This window comes from Cellvibrio polysaccharolyticus (assembly GCF_015182315.1).
GTDB classification, from domain to species: Bacteria; Pseudomonadota; Gammaproteobacteria; order Pseudomonadales; family Cellvibrionaceae; genus Cellvibrio; species Cellvibrio polysaccharolyticus.
In genome coordinates, this window is sequence record NZ_PRDL01000001.1 from 3,767,010 (window position 1) to 3,787,555 (window position 20,546).

At 51.9% G+C, this 20,546-nt stretch carries 18 protein-coding genes; 9 read left to right on the forward strand and 9 right to left on the reverse strand.

Going from position 1 to position 20,546, the window contains the following annotated elements; genetic code table 11:
- The first annotated feature begins 2 nt into the window (after positions 1–2).
- The 5 genes from rsmA (at position 3) to C4F51_RS15890 (ending at position 4,178) form a co-directional block, all read left to right on the forward strand.
- Entirely contained in the window at positions 3–845 is an 843-nt protein-coding gene (gene rsmA / locus C4F51_RS15870) for a 16S rRNA (adenine(1518)-N(6)/adenine(1519)-N(6))-dimethyltransferase RsmA (RefSeq protein WP_193911447.1), read from the forward strand.
- Between the two features lie 74 nt (positions 846–919).
- Positions 920–1,291 (forward strand): Co2+/Mg2+ efflux protein ApaG, encoded by a 372-nt coding sequence (gene apaG, locus C4F51_RS15875; RefSeq protein WP_202987706.1) that lies wholly within the window; start codon positions 920–922, stop codon positions 1,289–1,291.
- 38 nt (positions 1,292–1,329) lie between these two features.
- Positions 1,330–2,145 (forward strand): symmetrical bis(5'-nucleosyl)-tetraphosphatase, encoded by an 816-nt coding sequence (locus C4F51_RS15880; RefSeq protein ID WP_193911449.1) that lies wholly within the window; start codon positions 1,330–1,332, stop codon positions 2,143–2,145.
- Between the two features lie 312 nt (positions 2,146–2,457).
- On the forward strand, positions 2,458–3,177 hold the full coding sequence (locus C4F51_RS15885) for a putative porin (RefSeq protein ID WP_193911451.1): 720 nt from the start codon (positions 2,458–2,460) through the stop codon (positions 3,175–3,177).
- A gap of 182 nt (positions 3,178–3,359) precedes the next feature.
- Complete coding sequence (locus C4F51_RS15890; protein WP_193911453.1) at positions 3,360–4,178, forward strand: LysR family transcriptional regulator; 819 nt, start codon at positions 3,360–3,362, stop codon at positions 4,176–4,178.
- 71 nt (positions 4,179–4,249) lie between these two features.
- Here C4F51_RS15890 and C4F51_RS15895 read toward each other — a convergent pair whose 3' ends face one another.
- Entirely contained in the window at positions 4,250–4,450 is a 201-nt protein-coding gene (locus C4F51_RS15895; RefSeq protein ID WP_193911455.1) for a PA3496 family putative envelope integrity protein, read from the reverse strand.
- A gap of 337 nt (positions 4,451–4,787) precedes the next feature.
- Between C4F51_RS15895 and C4F51_RS15900 the strand changes: the two genes are divergently transcribed.
- Both C4F51_RS15900 and rimK read left to right on the forward strand, forming a co-directional pair.
- Complete coding sequence (locus C4F51_RS15900) at positions 4,788–5,255, forward strand: ATP-dependent zinc protease family protein (protein ID WP_193911457.1); 468 nt, start codon at positions 4,788–4,790, stop codon at positions 5,253–5,255.
- A 49-nt stretch (positions 5,256–5,304) separates the two neighbouring features.
- Positions 5,305–6,210, forward strand: a complete 906-nt coding sequence (gene rimK / locus C4F51_RS15905) for a 30S ribosomal protein S6--L-glutamate ligase (RefSeq protein ID WP_193911459.1) — start codon at positions 5,305–5,307, stop codon at positions 6,208–6,210.
- Between the two features lie 49 nt (positions 6,211–6,259).
- On the opposite strand, the gene C4F51_RS15910 is transcribed toward rimK, so the two are convergent.
- Positions 6,260–8,560, reverse strand: a complete 2,301-nt coding sequence (locus C4F51_RS15910; protein ID WP_193911461.1) for a putative bifunctional diguanylate cyclase/phosphodiesterase — start codon at positions 8,558–8,560, stop codon at positions 6,260–6,262.
- A gap of 485 nt (positions 8,561–9,045) precedes the next feature.
- Positions 9,046–10,104 carry a histidinol-phosphate transaminase gene (hisC, locus tag C4F51_RS15915; RefSeq protein ID WP_193911462.1) on the reverse strand — a complete coding sequence of 353 codons (1,059 nt, stop codon included), beginning with the start codon at positions 10,102–10,104 and terminating at the stop codon, positions 9,046–9,048.
- Between the two features lie 238 nt (positions 10,105–10,342).
- On the opposite strand from hisC, the gene C4F51_RS15920 reads away from it, so the two are divergent.
- Together C4F51_RS15920 and hemL are read left to right on the forward strand one after the other, a co-directional pair.
- Positions 10,343–11,539, forward strand: coding sequence for an amino acid aminotransferase (locus C4F51_RS15920; protein WP_193911464.1), 1,197 nt, complete (start codon positions 10,343–10,345; stop codon positions 11,537–11,539).
- Between the two features lie 34 nt (positions 11,540–11,573).
- On the forward strand, positions 11,574–12,854 hold the full coding sequence (hemL, locus tag C4F51_RS15925; RefSeq protein WP_193911466.1) for a glutamate-1-semialdehyde 2,1-aminomutase: 1,281 nt from the start codon (positions 11,574–11,576) through the stop codon (positions 12,852–12,854).
- Positions 12,855–12,949: 95 nt separating this feature from the next.
- On the opposite strand, the gene C4F51_RS15930 is transcribed toward hemL, so the two are convergent.
- The 6 genes from C4F51_RS15930 to C4F51_RS15955 all read right to left on the reverse strand — a co-directional run bounded on the left by C4F51_RS15930 (position 12,950) and on the right by C4F51_RS15955 (position 20,381).
- Positions 12,950–13,414, reverse strand: coding sequence for a hypothetical protein (locus C4F51_RS15930; RefSeq protein WP_193911468.1), 465 nt, complete (start codon positions 13,412–13,414; stop codon positions 12,950–12,952).
- A 95-nt stretch (positions 13,415–13,509) separates the two neighbouring features.
- Positions 13,510–16,497, reverse strand: a complete 2,988-nt coding sequence (locus C4F51_RS15935) for a response regulator (protein ID WP_193911470.1) — start codon at positions 16,495–16,497, stop codon at positions 13,510–13,512.
- A gap of 22 nt (positions 16,498–16,519) precedes the next feature.
- Positions 16,520–18,385 (reverse strand): methyl-accepting chemotaxis protein, encoded by a 1,866-nt coding sequence (locus C4F51_RS15940; RefSeq protein ID WP_193911472.1) that lies wholly within the window; start codon positions 18,383–18,385, stop codon positions 16,520–16,522.
- A 71-nt stretch (positions 18,386–18,456) separates the two neighbouring features.
- Entirely contained in the window at positions 18,457–19,047 is a 591-nt protein-coding gene (locus C4F51_RS15945; RefSeq protein ID WP_193911474.1) for a chemotaxis protein CheW, read from the reverse strand.
- Between the two features lie 23 nt (positions 19,048–19,070).
- Positions 19,071–19,442, reverse strand: a complete 372-nt coding sequence (locus tag C4F51_RS15950) for a response regulator (RefSeq protein ID WP_193911476.1) — start codon at positions 19,440–19,442, stop codon at positions 19,071–19,073.
- Positions 19,443–19,490: 48 nt separating this feature from the next.
- Positions 19,491–20,381 (reverse strand): response regulator, encoded by an 891-nt coding sequence (locus C4F51_RS15955; protein WP_235992496.1) that lies wholly within the window; start codon positions 20,379–20,381, stop codon positions 19,491–19,493.
- Between the last annotated feature and the right edge of the window lie 165 nt (positions 20,382–20,546).

The following is a 20,546-nucleotide window of genomic DNA, read 5'->3' on the forward strand; positions in this document are numbered from 1 at the left end:
TCATGAAAAACCAAGGTAACGCAGAGTCCTCTCATCGCGCCCGCAAACGCTTCGGTCAAAACTTTCTTATTGATCAGGGCATTATCCGCGATATCGTCCGCGCTATTCACCCTCGCAATAGCGACCACCTGGTAGAAATTGGCCCGGGCAAAGGCGCTATTACTGAACAGCTGGCGGCGCAGTGCGATCACCTGAGCGTGATTGAGCTGGACCGGGATCTGGTACCCTGGCTGAAAGTAAAATTTGAAAAACATCCAGGCTTTCAATTGTTCCAGGCCGATGCCCTGGCTTTTGATTTTGCGCAACTGATTACTGACGACACACCGCTGCGTATTGTTGGCAACCTGCCTTACAACATTTCCACACCGTTGATTTTTCACTTGCTAAGTTACGCCGGCAAAGTGCAGGACATGCATTTTATGCTGCAAAAAGAAGTGGTAAAACGCATGGCGGCACTACCGGGCGAAAGCGCCTACGGCCGCCTCGGTATTATGGTGCAATATTTTTGCGAGGTGGAAGCGCTGTTCGAAGTGCCGCCAACCTCGTTTGACCCGGCACCCAAAGTCGATTCAGCCATCGTCCGGCTTACGCCCTACAAAACCTTGCCCTACCCGGCTAAAAATCTCAAAGTGTTTGAAAAGCTGGTCAATCTGTCTTTTCAACAGCGCCGCAAAACCCTGCGCAATTCACTAAAAAACGCATTGTCCACCGAGGTGATTGCAAGTCTGCCGGTCGACACCGGCGTCCGGGCTGAAACCTTATCCCTGGAAACGTTTGTCACCTTGAGCAACCTGCTTAGCGAAGAACATTTTTCGGGCGCCACGCCAAAAAGTGAAGCCAACTGAAGCAGTAAACAGCATTAACAGCACTGCCCGGTATGGCGCTAAAGCGGTACCGGATGTGTCAGGCAGGCAACATCATGAATTCAACCGTTTCTGTCGATATTAAAACTACCTTTATAAATACCCGTACGCAGCCGGAACAGCAGCGTTACGTGTACGCTTACACCATCACCATTACCAATCACGGAGAGGAGACGGCACAACTCATTAGCCGTCACTGGAAAATTCGCGATGAAAAAAACAACGTGCAGGAAGTTCAGGGGATGGGCGTTGTCGGTGAGCAACCTTCCATCCAGGCGGGCGACAGCTATACCTATACCAGCGGTGTCATTCTGGAAACTACCACCGGCATGATGGAAGGCACCTACCAGATGCGAAAAGATAATGGCGAAATGTTTGATGTAGCCATCCCCTTGTTCGCGCTGGTGCCACCTTACGCAATGCACTAAACCGCCCCGTCTGATTTCTGCTGGAACCGGAAATAATTATGAGTACCTATGCCATTGGCGATATTCAGGGTTGCTATGAACCCTTTCGCCGCCTGCTCGACAAAATTCATTTTGATCCGGTAAAAGATACCTTGTGGATTGCAGGTGACCTGGTCAATCGCGGACCCGGATCACTTGAGGTAATGCGATTTTTATTTTCAATTCGCGATTCGGTGATTGCGGTACTGGGCAATCACGATTTGCATTTGCTCGGTGTTGCCTACGCCAATCGCAAACCGGGCAAGCAGGATACCCTCACCGATATTTTACTCGCCGATGATCGCGAAGAATTACTGACCTGGTTGCGCCATCTGAAAATCATGCATAGCGATGCGAAGCTCGGTTACGCCATGACCCACGCCGGCATTCCTCCGCAATGGAGCCTCACCGAGGCGGCAGGTTACGCCCGCGAGTTGGAAGCGGCTTTGCGATCCGACCAGTTTCCTGTTTTTCTGAAAGACATGTATGGCAATCAGCCTGACTGCTGGCATGAATCGCTGAGCGGCACAGATCGCTTGAGGATCATTACCAATTACTTCACCCGCATGCGTTTTTGTCGTGCCGATGGCACGCTGGATTTGATCACCAAAGATTCTGCCAACGAAGCGCCGGAAGGCTTTATTCCCTGGTTCGCACACCCGCACCGTAAAACCGTCAACGATCAAATTTTATTCGGCCACTGGGCAGCATTGGAAGGAAAAACCGACACGCCACAGGTGTATGCACTGGATACCGGCTGTGTCTGGGGCGGGCAATTAACGGCGATGCGTCTTGAAGATAAACAAATTTTTTCTTGCGGGTGTGACGACGTCTGACATTCCCGGCATGTGGCACGTAAATTTATAAGACCGGCTTCGCAGAACTGTATTTTGCTCATAGCGTTTGAGATTTTATCATCTAGAATTATCCCATATGTGCATCACAGCGATCATTTTTTTGCCGTTATCCGGTCCGTGTTGATACACATTCTTCATGAAACAACACACTGGAAACAACGAATTTCCAAAAAACTGATTGCAATGATGCCCCACAAAAAACATTGCAAAACACGGCAAAAAGTCTGCGAATTCTATGACAGACGTCCCCGGGACAGTTGCCACACACAGTTTTATTCCAAGGAGAAGCTTATGAAAAAGAAAATTCTTGCCGCCAGCATGCTGGCGCTGTTGGGCTCAGGTGCCGCACTGGCACAGCCTTACCAAATCGAAGCGGGCGCGTCTTTAAACCATGTTGATGCGGATCACGCCAGTAGCGATACCCAATTCGGTGCTTACGGTATTTACCACTTCAACCAGGTGCAAACCGCCAATCGCCCACTGGCAGAAGCGGCCTTCCTGCAGCGTTCCAGCAACGCTTATGTGCGCAGCTCCCAGGATTTTGATCTGATTCAGGCCGGCGCCGAATTTTATATTCCTGACACCATTTTCTACGTAGCTGCTGAATTGCTGCGCACCGATTATGACAACAGCGACCACAACAACGATTGGGGCGTACGTGCCGGTGTAACGCCACTGGAAGGCCTGCTGGTTTTCACCCAGTACTATGATGAAGTCGGTTACGACTTTAACGTTCACGCCAAATATGTGATGGATCTGGGCTACAGCAACGCCCTGAACCTTGAAGCGGGTTATACCGATTTCGATCACCACAATGCGGTATACGTATACGGTGATTACTACTTCAATCGCAGCTTTAGCGCCGGTGTGGGCTATAACGATATTCATGACAACGATGCGTTTACTGTTCGTGCGCGCAACTTCTTCACCCCGGCAATTGCCGGTGAAGCAGCCTTCACCAAAGGTAACAATTTCGACCAGTTCACCATTGGCGCAAGCATCCGCTTCTAATGCACCACTGCGGGCCTGATTCACAGGCCTGCGACATGGCGGCCGGGTTAATACCCCGCCGCCATTGTTTTATCCCGCATCGCAAACTACATCCGCTCTTCTCACGATTTCTCACCCGACAGTGCTTGCCTGTTACCGCCACGAAAGGTATTTTGCCCCTTTCCTGCTATCGAATCTGAATTGTGGATATAGAGCTTCTTCGAACCTTCCTGACAGTTTCCCAGGCACGGCATTTTGGCCGGGCAGCGGATCAACTGTTTTTAACACCCGCCGCCGTGAGCGCCCGCATACGTCAACTGGAGCAAACGCTGGGGGTCAGCCTGTTTCATCGCACCCGTGGCAATATTCGCCTTACCGAAGAAGGAGAGCGGCTGCTGCCCCATGCGCAAAAGCTCCAAGACGCCTGGACCGCCGCGCAACGTGACCTGTCACTTAAGCCACAGTCAGCGCCGGCGATCCGCATCGGTTGCCCGCCGGGCTTATGGCATTGGCTGGAGCCCTTGCTGGAGAAACTGCGACAGATAGAAGATTTGCAATTAACGCTGGAAACCTGCTCCGCGCGCGACCTTCATCAACACATTGTGCAACAGCGGCTGGATGTAGGGCTGCTACTGGAAGCGCCGCTGCATGACGAGCTGCGCAGCAGTTCAGCCCGGCACAAAACGCTGCGCCTGTATCGTTCCGAAGTGAGCGACGATGTTGGTAAAACCGGTTTTATCCAATTGGACTGGGGTGCCATTATCTCCAGCCAGTTGCAACATATCGCCATGCCAGACAGCGATTACACCATCTATGCCAATGACCCGGCGGTAGCGCTGCAACGAATGCAAACCTCGCCTTGTATGGCCTGGTTACCGGAAGACCTGGCGCAACTGGCGGCCAGCCCGGCGCAAGTGGTAGAGACATTCGAACCACTGACCCTCCCCGTCTATATCGCTTATCGCTCGTCCGCGAGTAACAATCCGCTGCTGCAAGCCCTGCTGGAAAACAGCCCCACCTGACTTTGCCACCGCTAAAAAAAATGGCGCCCAAAGGCGCCATTTGCGGAGTACTGATCAGGTGCTGAAAAGACTCAAAAATCCAGGTCATCGAACCCCAATTGTTCTTTCAGACGGCGGCGCTCCAGCCGGTCTTCAATTTTTCGCCGCATTTCAAGCGTATGCTGACTGGCTTCTTTACCGCTCAGTTTCGGCTGCTCGTCATCGTCGACATCAATGCTCACATCATTCAACAAATCGGAATCGGATTGAGAATGCTCAACATCAACAGTCATAGAACTACTCCAGTATCGACTTGGGACAATAAGACACCGGCCTGCCGCCAACTACGTTATGCTACTTGCCCCTGATAAACAGGGTTGGGAGCACGAAAACTGGCAACCGAATAATCGGCCTGATGCTACAGGGTAAATGCTACAAATAATCAATCAGTGCCGGAGCAGACTAATCAATTTGTCCCGCGCTATTTATCACAGACAGCACCCCGCTCAAAGCAAAAAATATTTGTCGTCTCGATAAATATTTTTCGTTTTACCCTTGCGATAAAGCACAGTAAAAACCGCCCGAATTACAGCCGATTGGCAAGTTGGTAACGGGCACAAGGAGCAATGCATGACAAACACTGCCCTACCCCTCGTCGGCTGGCGAGAATGGGTTTTTCTGCACAGTTTTGATGGCACCCCTATCAAAGCCAAGGTAGACACAGGCGCTCGCACCAGCGCCCTGCACGCGTTTCAAATTGACACCTTCAGTAGAGATAATCAGCTCTGGGTGCGCTTTGGATTACACCCTCGCCAGCAAGACACCGACTACGTTGTGACGTGTGAAGCACCGGTAAAAGATCGCCGTCAGGTTACCGACTCGGGTGGTCACAAGGAAATGCGCTACGTCATTGAAACGCTGCTGTCACTTGATGGTCAAACCTTCGTCACAGAGGTGACATTGACTGATCGTGAAAATATGCGTTTCCGTATGTTGCTGGGGCGCACGGCACTGAAAAAACGCTATCTTGTCGATAGTGGCCGCTCATTTATTCTGGGCGGAGATCAACAACAGCCACCCCGAATACCAATCCGGTGATAGCAGCCTGCTGCTACGCTGAATTATCTGAACCTGTTCCGGAACCCCTATGAAAATCGCTATTTTGTCGCGCAATCGGCGCCTGTATTCCACGCGCCGCCTGGTTGAAGCAGGAACCCGACGCGGCCACGAAGTCCATGTTATTGATATTTTAAAATGCTACATGGACATCACCTCCTCCAGCCCGGCTATCTGGTACATGGGCAGCAAGCTGGAAGGCTTTGATGCGGTGATTCCCCGCATCGGCGCATCGGTTACCCATTATGGCCTGGCGGTTATTCGCCAGTTTGAAATGATGGGCGTGTATTGCCTCACCGAATCCGTCGCGCTGGGGCGCTCACGGGATAAACTGCGCGCCCTGCAACTGCTTTCAAGAAAAGGCTTGGGGCTGCCGAAAACCAGCTTTGCCTACAATGTTCACGACACCCGCGAGCTGATTAAACTGGTGGGCGGAACACCGCTGGTATTGAAGCTGTGCGAAGGCACCCAGGGGCGCGGCATAGTGCTGGCAGAAACGCCCAAAGCGGCAGAAAGCGTGATCGAAGCCTTTCGTGAGCTGCGCGCTGAATTTCTGGTACAGGAATTTATTAAAGAGGCGGGTGGCAGCGACATACGCTGCCTGGTCATCGGCAACAAGATCGTGGCATCCATGCAGCGCACCGCACAGGAAGGCGAGTTTCGCTCCAACCTTCACCGCGGCGGCAGCGCCTCGGTAACCCGCCTGAGTCCGGAAGAGCGCCGCACCGCCATTAAAGCCGCGAGCACTATGGGGCTGCATGTTGCGGGTGTAGATTTATTGCGCTCCCATCGCGGGCCGCTGGTGATGGAAGTCAATTCATCGCCAGGCCTGGAAGGTATTGAAGGAACAACAGGCAAAGATATCGCCGATGCGATCATCGCTTTTACGGAAGAACACGCTCGCCCGAATAACAACCGCACCCGCGGCCAGGGCTGACCGACCAATCGCCTGCACAGCAATCAATGCGGTGCAGGCGTTACCGCCATTAACGGGTGGCGCGCGCCACAGAATCCAGCGAGACAACATTGCCATCAAATGAAAATTTGCCGGCATGAAAATGTGCTTCTATCTGCAATGCGGTCAGCGGTTTCGCGTACAAAAAGCCCTGCCCCTGATCGCAACCATGCTGACGCAACCAGTCAGCCTGATACTCGGTTTCAATCCCTTCTGCGATAACCTTCAAATGCAAGTTACGAGCGAGGCCAATAATGGTGCGGGCGATAGCCGCATCGTTCTGATCATCGCGAATGTCATGAATAAAGCTGCTATCGATTTTTAATTTCTGAATGGGAAAACGCTGCAGATAGGCCAGTGAAGAATAGCCTGTGCCAAAATCATCAATCGCCAGATACAGACCCATTTGGTGCAATTGATTCAACTGGTTGATGGCCTCGCTGGCGTTTTCCATTGCACAACTTTCGGTAATTTCCAGCTCAAGGTAATCGGCACTTAAACGGGTTTCGCGCAAAATCGCTTCTACCTTGCCCGGGAAGTTTTTCTGGCGGAATTGGCGCGGCGACAGGTTAACCGCCATGCGGCCAATTTTCTTACCGGCATCCAGCCAGGCTTTTTGCTGACGACAGGCTTCACGCAACACCCACTCGCCAATCGGCACAATCAATCCGGTTTCTTCTGCCAGCGGAATAAACAGCGCTGGCGAAACCAGACCACGCTCCGGGTGCTGCCAGCGCACCAGCGCTTCCACGCCGGTAATCTCACCGGTTTGCAAATCAATCTGCGGCTGGTAATGCAAAATCAATTGCTGCTGTTCTACGGCGCGACGCAGGTCGTTTTCCAGCAGCAAATAATTTACCGCCGAAGCACTCATGCCACGGGTATAAAACTGACAATTATTTTTGCCGGCTTCTTTTGCCTTGTACATGGCAATATCGGCATTTTTTAACAGCTCGTCGGTATCCGCCCCGTCATCCGGAAAAACACTGACACCAATACTGACGGTGGTAGTAATTTCATGACCACTGATCTCAAGCGGGCGCGCCAGCGTAACCAGCAATTTATTCGCCACAAACACGACGTCATCCAGATCATGGATGCCTTCAAGAACCACCACAAATTCGTCGCCACCCAAACGGGCAACGGTATCCATATCGCGAACACCTTCGTTCAGGCGTGCTGCAATGGCTTTTAACAACTCATCGCCCGAGTCGTGCCCCAGGCTGTCATTAATAATTTTGAAGCGATCGATATCCAGCAACATCAAAGCAAGTTTACTGCTGCTGCGACGCGCCCGCGCCAAACCGTGAAAAATACGGTCATAAAACAGTGAGCGGTTAGGCAATGCGGTGAGTGAATCGTGAAAGGCCATGTAATTCAATCGCGATTGCTGTTCGCGCAACGCGTCTTCCGCCAGCTTGCGCTCGGAAATATCAGTCCCTATGGTACAAACGCCAAACACTTTATTTTCCTTGTTGCGCAAAGGAAACTTTACCAATAAATAGGTATGAACACTGCCGTCTTTATGGGTAAGCTCTACCTCGGTTTCAGAGGTTTGCGAATAATTTTGTGAGGTGTGGTCAATTTCCCAGATAGAGCGGGCGATGTCGACAGGGTAAATATCAAAAACATTTTTCCCGACAATGCCCTGTTCGCCCACTGTCGATATTTGTTTGAAATGTTCACTGGCCAGCACCACGTTGCCATCCAGATCTTTTACCGAAATCAGTGCCGGTGAGAAACTGAGGATGGCGTGCAGATAGGTTTCACTGGCCCAGAGTGCTTGCTCGGCGAGGCGAAAACGATCGCTTTGTTCCTGTTGACGCGACATATCATTGATTTGTCGCACCAGCAGTGAGCTGAATGCCCATACCGGATCCAGTTCAGCAACCAAATTTTTCAGCGTGGATTGGCAGGCACTGCTTTCGATATAAAAAACAGCAGTTACTTTTTCTTTTTCAAGAACCGGGTGCAAGCAAATAGCGCCCGGCTCGATATCGGTATTTTCACCAGCAGTTGCCAACCAATGGGCGGCATCGGGAAACTGTGTTTCAACTGCGGCGAAAGCGTCAACAATCAGTTGCGTGGGAAGATTGGATAAACGGCTGAGCGGCGTACTGATGCCGGTAACGAGGGCTTCCGGATGGCGCTGACAAGCAATGGCTTCAACATAAAACTGGTGATCGCGATGAACAATCAATACCACTCTGCTGATGGACGGTTTCATCACCACCAGCTTAACCAACCGCTCGGCAATTTGATGGTGATTCAAATCGCTGAACAGTTGCTGAAATTTTTTTATCAGCTCTACGGCATTATGACGAAGTGGCATAGCGTCCCGAAAAGGGTACCTTGTCAGAAAAATACAGGGGCCACTTGTTACGCGTTGCAGAAACCCTTATCACATTTATACCTCACGCGTGATTGGTATTAGCAAGACAAAAACAACCGGCATGAAACAGCGGCTCGCGAATTCGCGCCCGATCTGCCGCAAAACCAATCAATAATCCGGAGCTATATACAGGAGCACAGATGCCATGACACGTTGCAAATAATTTATTGTGTCATCGTCCGTGAAAGAAAAAGTGCAATGGCAAGGTTTAATCACCGGAAACCGGCATTTACTAACAATGCGAGCCAGTAAACATACCTGAATTTTCGTCACTAGCAAAGGATTTATGTGCCACAGCCGGGCGTATTAATGAAGAGCGAACAAAAAACAAACAAAACTTTACCTGGAGAAGCAACACGACTGCGATAACGCCAACAGCCGTGTTACATTTTGTGCGGATACATCAGGCAATGCAGTACATACGCTTACTTTTTCAACAATTGCTGTAACACGCTGATAAAGGTTTCCATCTGGGCATCGGTGCCAATGGTAATTCGCAAATAATCGCGAATGCGTGACGCCGTGAAATGGCGAACCAGAATACGATTTTCTCGCAACTGCGCCATCAGTGCCGCCGCATCGACTGGCGGCCTGGCGAATAAAAAGTTGGCCTGTGAAGGCAGCACCGAAAAGCCCAGCGCTTGCAGTTGTTGCCGGGTCCACTCACGGGTAGCAATGACCTTGTCACAGCAGGCTACAAAATACGCCTCGTCATCAAATGCGGCGATAGCGGCTGTTTCGGCAATACGGTCAATGGGATAGGAGTTAAATGAGTTTTTAACCCGATCAAGGCCGTGAATAAGTTCTGCCGCCCCCACCGCAAAGCCCAGTCGCAACCCGGCCAGCGCGCGCGATTTGGACAGGGTTTGCACCACCAGCAGATTCGGATAGCGATTCACCAGCGAAATAGCCGTCTCACCACCGAAGTCAATGTAGGCTTCATCCACCACCACCACCGAATCGCGATTACGCTCCAACAGCGCTTCAATCTCGGCGAGCGGTTTGCCAATCGCGGTAGGTGCGTTGGGGTTGGGGAAAATAATGCCGCCATTTTCCGGCGGATAATCATCCAGATTCAGGCTGAAGTCATCACGCAGGGGGATGGTTTGCGCGGTAATGCCAAACAGCTGGCAGTAAACTTTGTAAAACGAATAGGTGATATCCGGAAACAGCAGCGGTTTGTCCTGCTTGAAGAAGGCCATAAACAGCAGCGCCAGCACCTCGTCGGAGCCATTACCCACAAAAACCTGTTCAGGGTTTACGGAATAGTAACCGGCGATGGTGTGCTTGAGTCGGCGCGATTCCGGGTCCGGATACAGACGCAGGCGCTCAACCAGCTCTTCATTCAGCAACGCAGTAATCGTCGGTGAGGGCGGGAAAGGGCTTTCGTTGGTATTCAGTTTGATAAGCCCGTCTATTTGCGGCTGTTCACCCGGCACATAGGGCTCAAGCTGACGAACCATTTCACTCCAGTAACGCGACATAATCACTTCCGACTTCACTGATAGACAAGTTGTTGGTGGCCGGCGGAAAAGCCGACGACAAAGAAGCAGCGAGTATACCTGAAGCCGTCTGAGGCTCGAAGCCTGTCACCGGAAAAGCTGCATCTGGCGCGCGTACTCGCGTTGACCTTGGCGCAGGCAACCCAACGCGTATAATCACTGCCCTGTTCCCGATTCATCCACTGGCGGCCTGCCCGGTCGCCCTGCCGCCGGAGTTATTATGTTTTCCAGTTTGCCGCTGTTACCTGCCGACCCCATTCTCGGATTAAGTGTTGCTTACCAACAGGATACCAACCCCGCCAAAGTCGATTTGGGTGTAGGCATTTACAAAAATGATGCTGGCGAAACACCCGTGATGGCTGCGGTTGCAGCTGCAGAAGCCCTGCGCTTGCGCCAGGAAAACTCCAAAGCTTACACCCATCCGGCCGGTTATCCCGGCGCCAACGCTGCGGTAACGCGCCTTGCGTTTGGTAATAACCACCCCGCGGCAGACGCCGGGCGTATTCGCACCATCCAGACACCGGGCGGTTGTGGCGCCTTGCGGGTGGCCGCCGAGCTGATTCAGCGGGCGCGCCCTTCGGCCACTATCTGGGTCAGCACGCCCACCTGGGCCAATCATATTCCGCTGCTCGGTAATGCCGGCTTGCAGTTGCGCGAATACCCTTACTACGACTACCAGAGCCATAGCATTGATTTCCCCGCTATGCTCGATGCGCTGCGTAAAATTCCTGCGGGCGACCTGGTGTTGCTACACGCCGCCTGCCATAACCCGTCCGGCGCAGACCTCTCCCGTGAGCAGTGGCAGCAGGTTGCTGACGTAGCGCTGGAGCGCGGTTTTATCCCGTTTATTGATATGGCCTACCAGGGTTTTGGCGAAGGCCTCGAAGCCGACAGCTACGGCCCACGCCTGCTGGCCGAGCGCTTGCCCGAAGTGATTCTGGCGGTTTCCTTTTCCAAGAACTTTGGCCTCTACCGTGAACGTGCCGGTGCACTGAGCGTTGTCTTCCGCGATAGCAGCGAGGCTGACGCTGGCTTGTCGCAACTGCTGAGCGTTACCCGCGCACTCTATTCCATGCCGCCGGCCCATGGCAGTGCGATTATCGACATCATCCTGCACAGCGACGAACTCACCCGCCAGTGGCAGGAAGAACTGGACACCATGCGCAACCGCATCAGCGGATTACGGCAAAACCTGGTGACATCCCTCAATGCCATCCAGCAGCAGGTCGATTTTTCGTTTATCGCCCGCGAGCGCGGCATGTTCTCGTTCCTCGGGCTGAATCGCGACCAGGTATTGCAACTGCGCCGCGACTACAGCATCTACATGACCGACAACAGCCGTATCAGCATCGCCGGTTTGCGCAATGACAAGCTGGATTATGTCGCTCAGGCCATTAAATCCATACTGGCGTCCTGATCACCCCGACACTTATTTATTCGAGAATTTGCTCATGACTCGTTCTGAAGATTTATTTATTGAAGCGGGAAAAGTCATTCCCGGCGGTGTTAACTCACCGGTACGCGCCTTCAAAGCCGTTGGCGGTACACCGATATTTTTCGAAAAAGCGCTGGGTGCTTACACCTGGGATGTAGATGGCAACCGCTATATTGATTATGTGCAATCCTGGGGGCCGATGATTCTTGGCCACGCCCACCCGGAAGTGATTGAAGCGGTTATCGCCAAAGCGCGCTACGGTTTGAGTTTCGGCGCCCCTACCGAAGGTGAAACCACTTTGGCAGAGAAACTTTGCAAACGCATTCCCAATATGGAAATGGTGCGTTTTGTCAGCTCGGGCACCGAAGCGACCATGAGCGCGATCCGTCTCGCGCGCGCTTTTACCGGCCGCGATAACATCATTAAATTTGAAGGTTGTTACCATGGTCATTCGGATTCCCTGTTGATCAAGGCCGGCTCTGGCGCTTTGACTCTTGGTGTTCCCAGCTCACCTGGCGTACCTGCGGTATTAGCCGACCACACCATCACGCTGAACTACAACGACGCCGAGCAAATTCGCGAATGCTTTGCCAAACAGGGCGAAACCATCGCCTGTATTATTGTTGAGCCGGTAGCGGGCAACATGAATTGCGTGCCGCCAGTACCCGGTTTTCTGGAAACCTTGCGTGAGCTGTGTGACCAGTATGGCAGCCTGTTAATTTTTGACGAAGTGATGACCGGTTTCCGCGTACACCCGGGCGGGGCGCAGCAACATTACGGCGTTGATGCCGACCTGATTACCCTGGGCAAGGTGATTGGTGGCGGTATGCCTGTGGGTGCTTTTGGCGGCCGCCGTCCGATTATGGAAATGGTGGCGCCCTCCGGCCCGGTTTACCAGGCGGGCACGCTGTCCGGCAACCCGGTTGCCATGGCGGCGGGTTTGAAAACCCTGGAGTTGCTGGAACAACCCGACCTTTATGCGCGTGTATTTGCCCATACCACCCAACTGACACAAGGCTTGCAAACCCTGGCGGATGAATTCGGCATTCCGTTTACCACCAACCATGTTGGCAGTATGTTCGGTTTCTTTTTCAGCGAAGAAAAATCCATCACCAACTTCAAACAAGTAATGGCCTGCGATATTCCCCGCTTCAACCGTTTCTTCCACGAATTGCTGAAACGTGGTGTTTATCTGGCACCGGCATCTTACGAAGCCGGTTTTATGTCAGCCGCGCACACCGAAGCGGATATCAATGAAACCCTGAGCAAAGCGAGAGAAGCTTTCGCCCGCCTGTAAGGGTTTTTATTATCAGGAATGCAATAACAACGGGGCAGTGCGAATTTTTCGCACTGCCCCCTTTGCATAACAGCTAATGTGATAAAGAATAAAAATCAGTGCACCCGTTTTTTGGCACTCTGATCAACAAATAAAGCAGAAAGATTCAACACCGGATAATCCCGCTGTTGATGAAAAAAAGCGGCGTGGGCCAACTGCGGCCAGGGGCGTGACAACAACTCTACGGCCACATTTTGTGAAGGGTGGAGGTGTATCATCTGTGGAATATCCACCAGAAAGATAGCACCCATTAATAAATTGCCCGCGATATCTTCATAAGCAACAATCGCGACGATTCGCTCTTCTGCAACCGGTGGCAGCGTTTCAACCTCTGCCAGCGTGGCTACGTCAAGCACCGGAATATAACGGCCGCGCCAAAAAAAATCCCGCGCGCCTTTCAAGGACGCTTTTACGTCGCTGGCCGCAACATGCTCGATATATTTAAGTTCGTAGCGCCCTATTGCAATGGTTACATCATCTGCAACAGGCAACAGCCACGCATCCAACTGCTGATCACTCATACCTCAATCCCTTTCAAACAATCACCACCAGTATGTGAGCAGATAAAATGACTCCCTCATTACGCTGCGGTTATTTCCATGATGCCAAAATCCGTTCAATGGCGAATGGAATACTGTAAATACTCTACCAGCTCATCTTCAGAGAATGGTTTACTTAAATAATTACTCACCCCGGCAACCTCTGCGAGGTGACGATGTTTTCCGGTATTGCGCGACGTTATCATGACCACCGGCACGTGTCGTGTGGGTTCATTGGAACGTATATGAGCGGTAAGTTCAAGTCCGTTCATACGCGGCATCTCCATATCCAGCAATACGATATCAGGAACTTTGTCCCGCATAATATCCACCGCTTCAAAACCGTCTTTTGCCGTGTGAACCTCCATGCCAAAATCACTGACCACTTGTGCCAGTGCGCGCCGCGCACTTAATGAATCGTCTACCACCAACGCCAAAGGGCGCCTGGATTTTTGCGGCTGCTCGGCAGTGAGTTGTGTGAGGTATTCAGAAAAATTAACGTTGCGCGAGATGGCTTCAAGCAATAAGTGCGGCAAGTCCAGAACCGGCGCCACCTGCCCATCGCCCAGAATAGTTGCGCCGGTCACACCGGAAACCGGTGGTGTGTAGGGCGTTAAAGGTTTAACGACCATATCCTTGCGGGCCACTACCTGCTCAACCAGCACCGCCGCTCGCTGCCCGGGCCAGCTTTCAACCACTAACAAGGCACGGTGTTGCGCCAAAGGCAAAGTCGTGTTGAGTGCGGTTTTGGCGAGCGCTGAAATGGGATATACATTCAACCAGTCATTATCGAACCGGTAACGCCACCCCGCCGCTTGCTGCTCAAGTTGCCCGGCCTCCAAAAATAATACCTGTTCCACACCGCGCGCGGAGATTGCCCATTGTTGCTCGCCCTGCCGAACGACCAGGCCAGGTTCGGAAATAACCTTGACCGGCAACCGCACCGTAAAATGCGTGCCCTTTCCTCGCCAGCTGTTTACCGATACCTTGCCTTTAAGAGAAGCGATGCTATCGGCAACAATATCGAGCCCGATACCACGACCGGCAGTTTGGTCTATCGCTGCATAGGTAGAAAAGCCCGGCGAAAAAATTACCTGATTTAGCCAACGGTTTTTTTCCGACGACAAGGTATTTTCCGGCGGCAAAGTGATGCCCAGAGAAAGAGCCCGCTGCTCAATAGCCTCATAATCGAGACCGGCGCCATCATCAATGACATCAATCGCTATCGTTTGCCCCTGATTGTGAAACTGCAATTTAATGCAACCTTGCGATGTTTTACCTGCGGCCTCCCGCCCGGCGGTTGTTTCAATACCATGACTCACCGCGTTACGCAGTAAATGCATCAGGGGGTCGATAATATCGTGCAGCACCCGGCTGTCGATCATGGTATCGCCGCCCTCAATAACCAGCTGCGCCTGCTTGCCCGCCAAACGGCTCGCCTGCCGGACGCAACGCTGAAAACGCGGTTCCAGATTGCGGGCAGGAATCATGCGCATGCCCAGTAACAGATTTTCGGATTCGCGATGCACCCGCTGTTGATCCCACACTTGTTCATCCAGCGCCCGTAACCGCGCATTGGTCGCCTGGGTGGCATCCCTGGCATCGGCTACGACTTCCTGTAATTGTTGATAAAAATTATGCAAATCACTGTGGGGAATATGTCCGGCGGTTGCGCCAGAAAGTAATTCGGAATGGGCGTCCGCCAAACCGTCATGATCATCAACCAGACGGCCAAAATCGTCCGCAAGCGTTACTAATTTATTGTGCAGCTGCGCGATGGCTTGCAACTGCTGCTTTACGTCTTGCACCTGACTTTGCAGCCTGTTGTTGGCAATCGCGCTGCTACCGGCAAGGCGCAATAAATCCTGCGCCGTTTCTTCGTGAATACGTAATTGTGAAGCCGGTTTTTCGGTGCCTTTACCGCTATGACTGGAAGATGTTATTAACGAGGGGGATTCATCGGCTTTTTGCGAATTGGCATCAGGAGCGTTATTAACCTCAGTTGCGGTATTAAAAATATCCGCGCCCACGAGAGAAGTTTCCTGCGTCACAGATGCAGGCAAAGTAATACTTTCAGAGCGATGCAAAGCCGCACCGGAAGAAACGAATATATTACTGGCGTCACCGACTGACAGAGCAGTTTGCGGTTCGAGTTGCCGAAGCTCATGACAGGTATCCAGCACCGCCTGCATCACCCGCAGCGCTTCCTTGTCTGCTACATCGTCCAGTAACAGCGCATCAAGCAACGTAGCGAGGGTATCCACCATATCCATTAATAAGGTTCTAACCCGTACATTGGATTCCAACCCGCAACGGGCAATCTCTTCCAACAAGTCTTCACTGAAATGCATGAAATTCGCCAGCCCGATAATGCCGACGATATTGGCAGCGCCTTTTACCGTATGGGCAACGCGCTGTGCCACCAGTAAATCGTCCGGGTGACGCCGATCAAGATAACCTTCAATGGCTTCCGAAAATTGATTAACCTGCCCCGGCAGCTCGATCATCAAACCTTCGAACAAGTCGGCATTAAGATCATCCGGAAGCACCAATGACAACATCTCGACCGTAGCAAGCGTCGGTAACTTTGAAGCAGCCGTTTTATCATCAGGAGAAAAATCCGGTTGCATCAGTGCAGGTTGCAATTGTTGCCATACCACCGGTTCCATGGGCACCATCCACACAGCAGAACCGAGATAACTTGCCAGCGGTTGCAAGCTCTCATGACTAACAACGCCCTGTCGCAACTGCTGCAAATAATCCAGAAAGTAGGCAGACCAGGCATCCAGTAACAAGGTTTGCTCGGGGTCGGAAAAATGATTGTTTCTTAATAGCCGTTGAATATTATTGGCCAACCAATGCCAAATCGATTGCAACGCTTGCAAACCAATAATGTCTGCCGCCGCAGAGAGGTGCTTTAACTCAAGCAGCTGGTGCTGCAAAGCGCAACGATCATCCGCTGCGGTGAAGGGCGCATCCAGCGAGCTGGCGACTATTTGTTGCAACTCACCGATTAATAAATCAATGGCGTCCTGTTGATCCCGGGATAGACCTGTTTTATTCATGGCATACCTGCACTCAAATGGATTATGCGACTATCGGATCGGCTGAGGTTTTTTCATCATAAGAAGGGCGTTGTCGAGCGCTCACCAGCTCCGTTGTCCCGTCAGATCGTTGCGCAGGCAAGGTGAATACGCTGACGTGCTGCATTAAAGAACTGGCGCAGTGTTTCATATCTTCGGTGCACAGATGCTGTTCTTCCAGAGCGGTTCTGGTTTTATCAGTAGACTCGGTAATTAGCAGGGCTTTATCGCGCACCCGGCTGAGCGTGTTGGCCTGGTTAACCGAATTTACGGCGATGGATTTAACGTGATTGACCAGCTGCCGCGTGGCCGCTTCTGTTTGCTGCATTTTACTACCGGAGTCACCCGCAAGCCGGGTTCCCTCTGCGACCTGCGTAATCAGTTTGTTCAGAACATTCACCGCTTCCGATGTTTCTATACGAATATTATTCACCATCGCAGCAATCTCCAGCGTGGCCGCGCGTGAATTTTCTGCCAGCCGCTGAACCTCCTCGGCAACCACTACAAAACCTTTGCCCGCCTCACCGGCCGACGCGGCGTGCATACTGGCGTTCAATGCAAGAATGTGGGTGCGTTCGGCAATCGAGTTAATAAGGCTGACGATGCCGCTAATTTCCTGGGAGCGTTCACCAAGACGTTTTATCTTTTTCTCTGTTTCGAACAAGGTGCTGCGAATCAGCTGAATGCCCTCAACGGTTTGTGTTACCGATTCGCGAGCAATTGCTGTGAAATTAATAGCCGTTGAAGCAATACCATTAACCGTCCTCGCCTCGCGAGCAACATCGCCCATGGTTTTTGCCGACTGCTCAAGCGCGGTGATGGTTTCAACAACTTGCGAGTGCTCCTGCTGCGCCACCTCAATAACCCGTTGCGACCGGGATTCCAGTTGATTGGACAACTGCTTGACGCGCTCCGAAACATGACGCACCTGATGAAGGGTTTTTCCGGTTTCGGCGGTTAGCAAATTAACCGCATCTGACACCGCACCGGTAACATCTTCCGAAACAGGAACCTTGATGGTCAAATCTCTTTTGGCAATGCTATCCAGCGCACGAATCAGCCCGATGATGGAATTATTCAGGATTTCATTTTCCTGATATTTTTCCGTTAACACCTGCATCCGCTCATCGAGCAAACGGTTGAACGCAGCGCCCAAATTGCCCAGTTCATCATTGGCGGCAATACTGACTCTGGCTTTATCATCACCGCGATTCTGCCGCGCAATAACTGACTGCATTTGCCACAGCGGCAACACGATACTGCGATAAATCAAAAACAGCCCCAGCGTGGTGGCTATGGCGGTTACCAATAGCACCACGGCAAAAATCCATTGCGCAATATGCTTTTCTTCCAACCCAACCTGAATACGACGCTGGTGACTTTGCTGCATGGAATCCTGGTAGCTCGTTAACGCCTGACGCAGGCCGTCCCCGACAGTGGCCAGCGCAGCGCTGCCAATAAACCCGCTTTGCATCGACCGTTGTAGCAATTCATCGACGCTGGCAAGAAATTCGCCGGTCGCCGCAGTTACCGCTTCGTGTGCCGCTGGCGAAAAAAAACGGTAATCAATACGCGCCAGCTCACCGCCTGACTGCTGCATTCGCCGGGTAAAATGTTCCAGCGCCTCGCGGCGGGTTGCTTCAGGCTGTCCGGCGAGGCTCTGCAAGGAATTGGTGATGAACAATATATCGGCATTCATTTGCTCCAGCGGCTGTGCAGACTGCTGGTAGTTTTTATCCAGAGATTTTTGCTCGATATCTGAATTGATCTGCGCGTACCAGGCAACCCCCATCAGAATAAAGCCCACAATCAAGCCTGCCATCAGGCTGCTGATTTTGTGCGATATTCTGATTCCCGACAGTTTTTTCATAACCAGACTTCCGATGGCAACAAGCTACTTTCCGTAGGGGCGCGATCCGTATGGGCGATATCCGGCGCGGCTCAGTAAAAAACCGGCGCGCGAGTATGTTCGGCGCTAGCCGCTGGCAGTTTGAGCGAGAGCATCAGCAACTGCTCTGCCACCCGATCACCGTCAAGCAACAGATAATTTTTATTGTCTTGCTGCGCTTCCGCCAACACCAATGCTTTAACAAAGTCGGGCAGCGCATCTGTCAATTTTCCGGAGGCAATCTCAGGCAAGTTCACCGAGGATGGCAAATTGTCGGTGAGAATTCCCACCGTGTGTTCGCCTTTGCCGATACAAAAAACCGTTCGATGCGCAGGCACGTCATGTTGCAGCAAGCCGTGCAACTGATAGACCGGAACCAGAATGCCTCTGACATTGCACAGCCCCATTAACAGATCCGGGGCGTTGGGCAATGGTGTGATAGCAGGCTCAACAAAAACTTCACAAAAATGACTGGCGTTAATCGCGAAGGCGTAATTGGCTACATTAAAACTGAAATAACGCTCTCGCGGTGATGCGGCCAGAGCGCCAACCGCAATGCCGTCGAGGGTATCGGTGAATGTGACGCCCTGCAGACGGTTGAGCGCAGCAATCAGTTGCTGCTCTGCTTTTTTATTTTGCTTCATAGGCTCTCCCATCTGAAATAAAATCAGGAACTCTGGAGACCAGCGATAACATCAAGGATTTGCTCCGGGGTATAGGGTTTGCTGATCATCCCCCGACCACCTTGCAACTCACCCCATACTTTATCGGCGCGCTGGTTTTTACTGGTTACAAAAAAAACCGGAATATTTTCCAGCTCTTTATCCGATACAATATTACGGCATGCCTCAAAACCGTCCACACCATCCATGACCACATCCATAAAAATCAAATCCGGATGGCAGCTTCTTGCCTTGTTGTAGGCCTCCTGCCCATTGGCGGCAGTCACCACCTGATAACCGGCATCGGAAACAATTTGTTTCAAATTCATCAGGTCGACTGGTGAATCGTCAACGATCATCACACGAGCAGGTTTCATAACGCAGACTCCCTGACTGAACACATAAAATAACCACCAAACGATGGATCAGTTTTTTTCGCCGAGATGTTTTTCGGTAATATCCCTGAATTCCTGCTGATTGACCGGTTTTGTCAAATAGCTATCACACCCCGCCAACACACCTTTTAACTGGTCAAACCGTGAAGAACGGCTGGTCAACATAATAATGGGCGTTAGCCGATTGAATGCCGAGCGCTTTATCAAGCGGCAGGCGGCATAACCATCGAGACCAGGCATCACCACGTCCAGAAAAATCAAATCAAATGCCTGGCGGCCAGCGGCAGCCACAGCGGCATCACCATCGGCAACACACTCCAGCCCCACCTTGATACTGTCAAACTCCATTTTCAGCTGTCTGCGCACGGCAAGGCTGTCGTCAGCAACCAACACTCTTGATGGCGCTTTTCCGTAAATTGCCGGTGGCTCCTGAACACCATCAACCGGCGTTGTTACCAGCGCCTGCTGGTTGGCAATCGAGCGGTCAAGCACTGACCCTGTTTCCGGCCCCGGCGGATAGTCAAGATAGCGAATAATATAATTGTCCAGGGTTGCCAGCAGCGCTGCGGCATCCAGCGGCCAGTGAAGCGTGAACTCATTGGTTTGAAGGTTGGCCGATGGCTGCTGATTCAGTTGTAATACCGGCCTTCGCTTTTCAGACGGCAATTCAATTTGAAATCGACGCCACGCCAGTACTGCCTGAGGGTTGTTGATGTTAATCAGAAATATATCAGCGGCTCTTAACGACCCCATGGATTCGGGAGTACTGACATCGTTGATGGCAATCAATTCATAGCTGCGCGATTGATAGCGGGTTGTGTTGAAAACTCTTTGCAAAATTTCCAAACCCTTTTCACCAACGCCGATCACACCAACAGCAAAAATTTTGCCTGGCGCTTTTAAGGGAGACACCCGCATCATCACACTATTTATTCCTTGTCGTTTTAGCCTTCAAGTTTGACGATAGGATCGCCACTGTTGAGCGGTTCTCTTTCATTCTAGATGACCGCTGGCATCCGGCAATGTATTTAAGGCCGTTACATCAGGGAACCTGTGTTTTTCCACGCGCCAGCGACTGAGGTTATT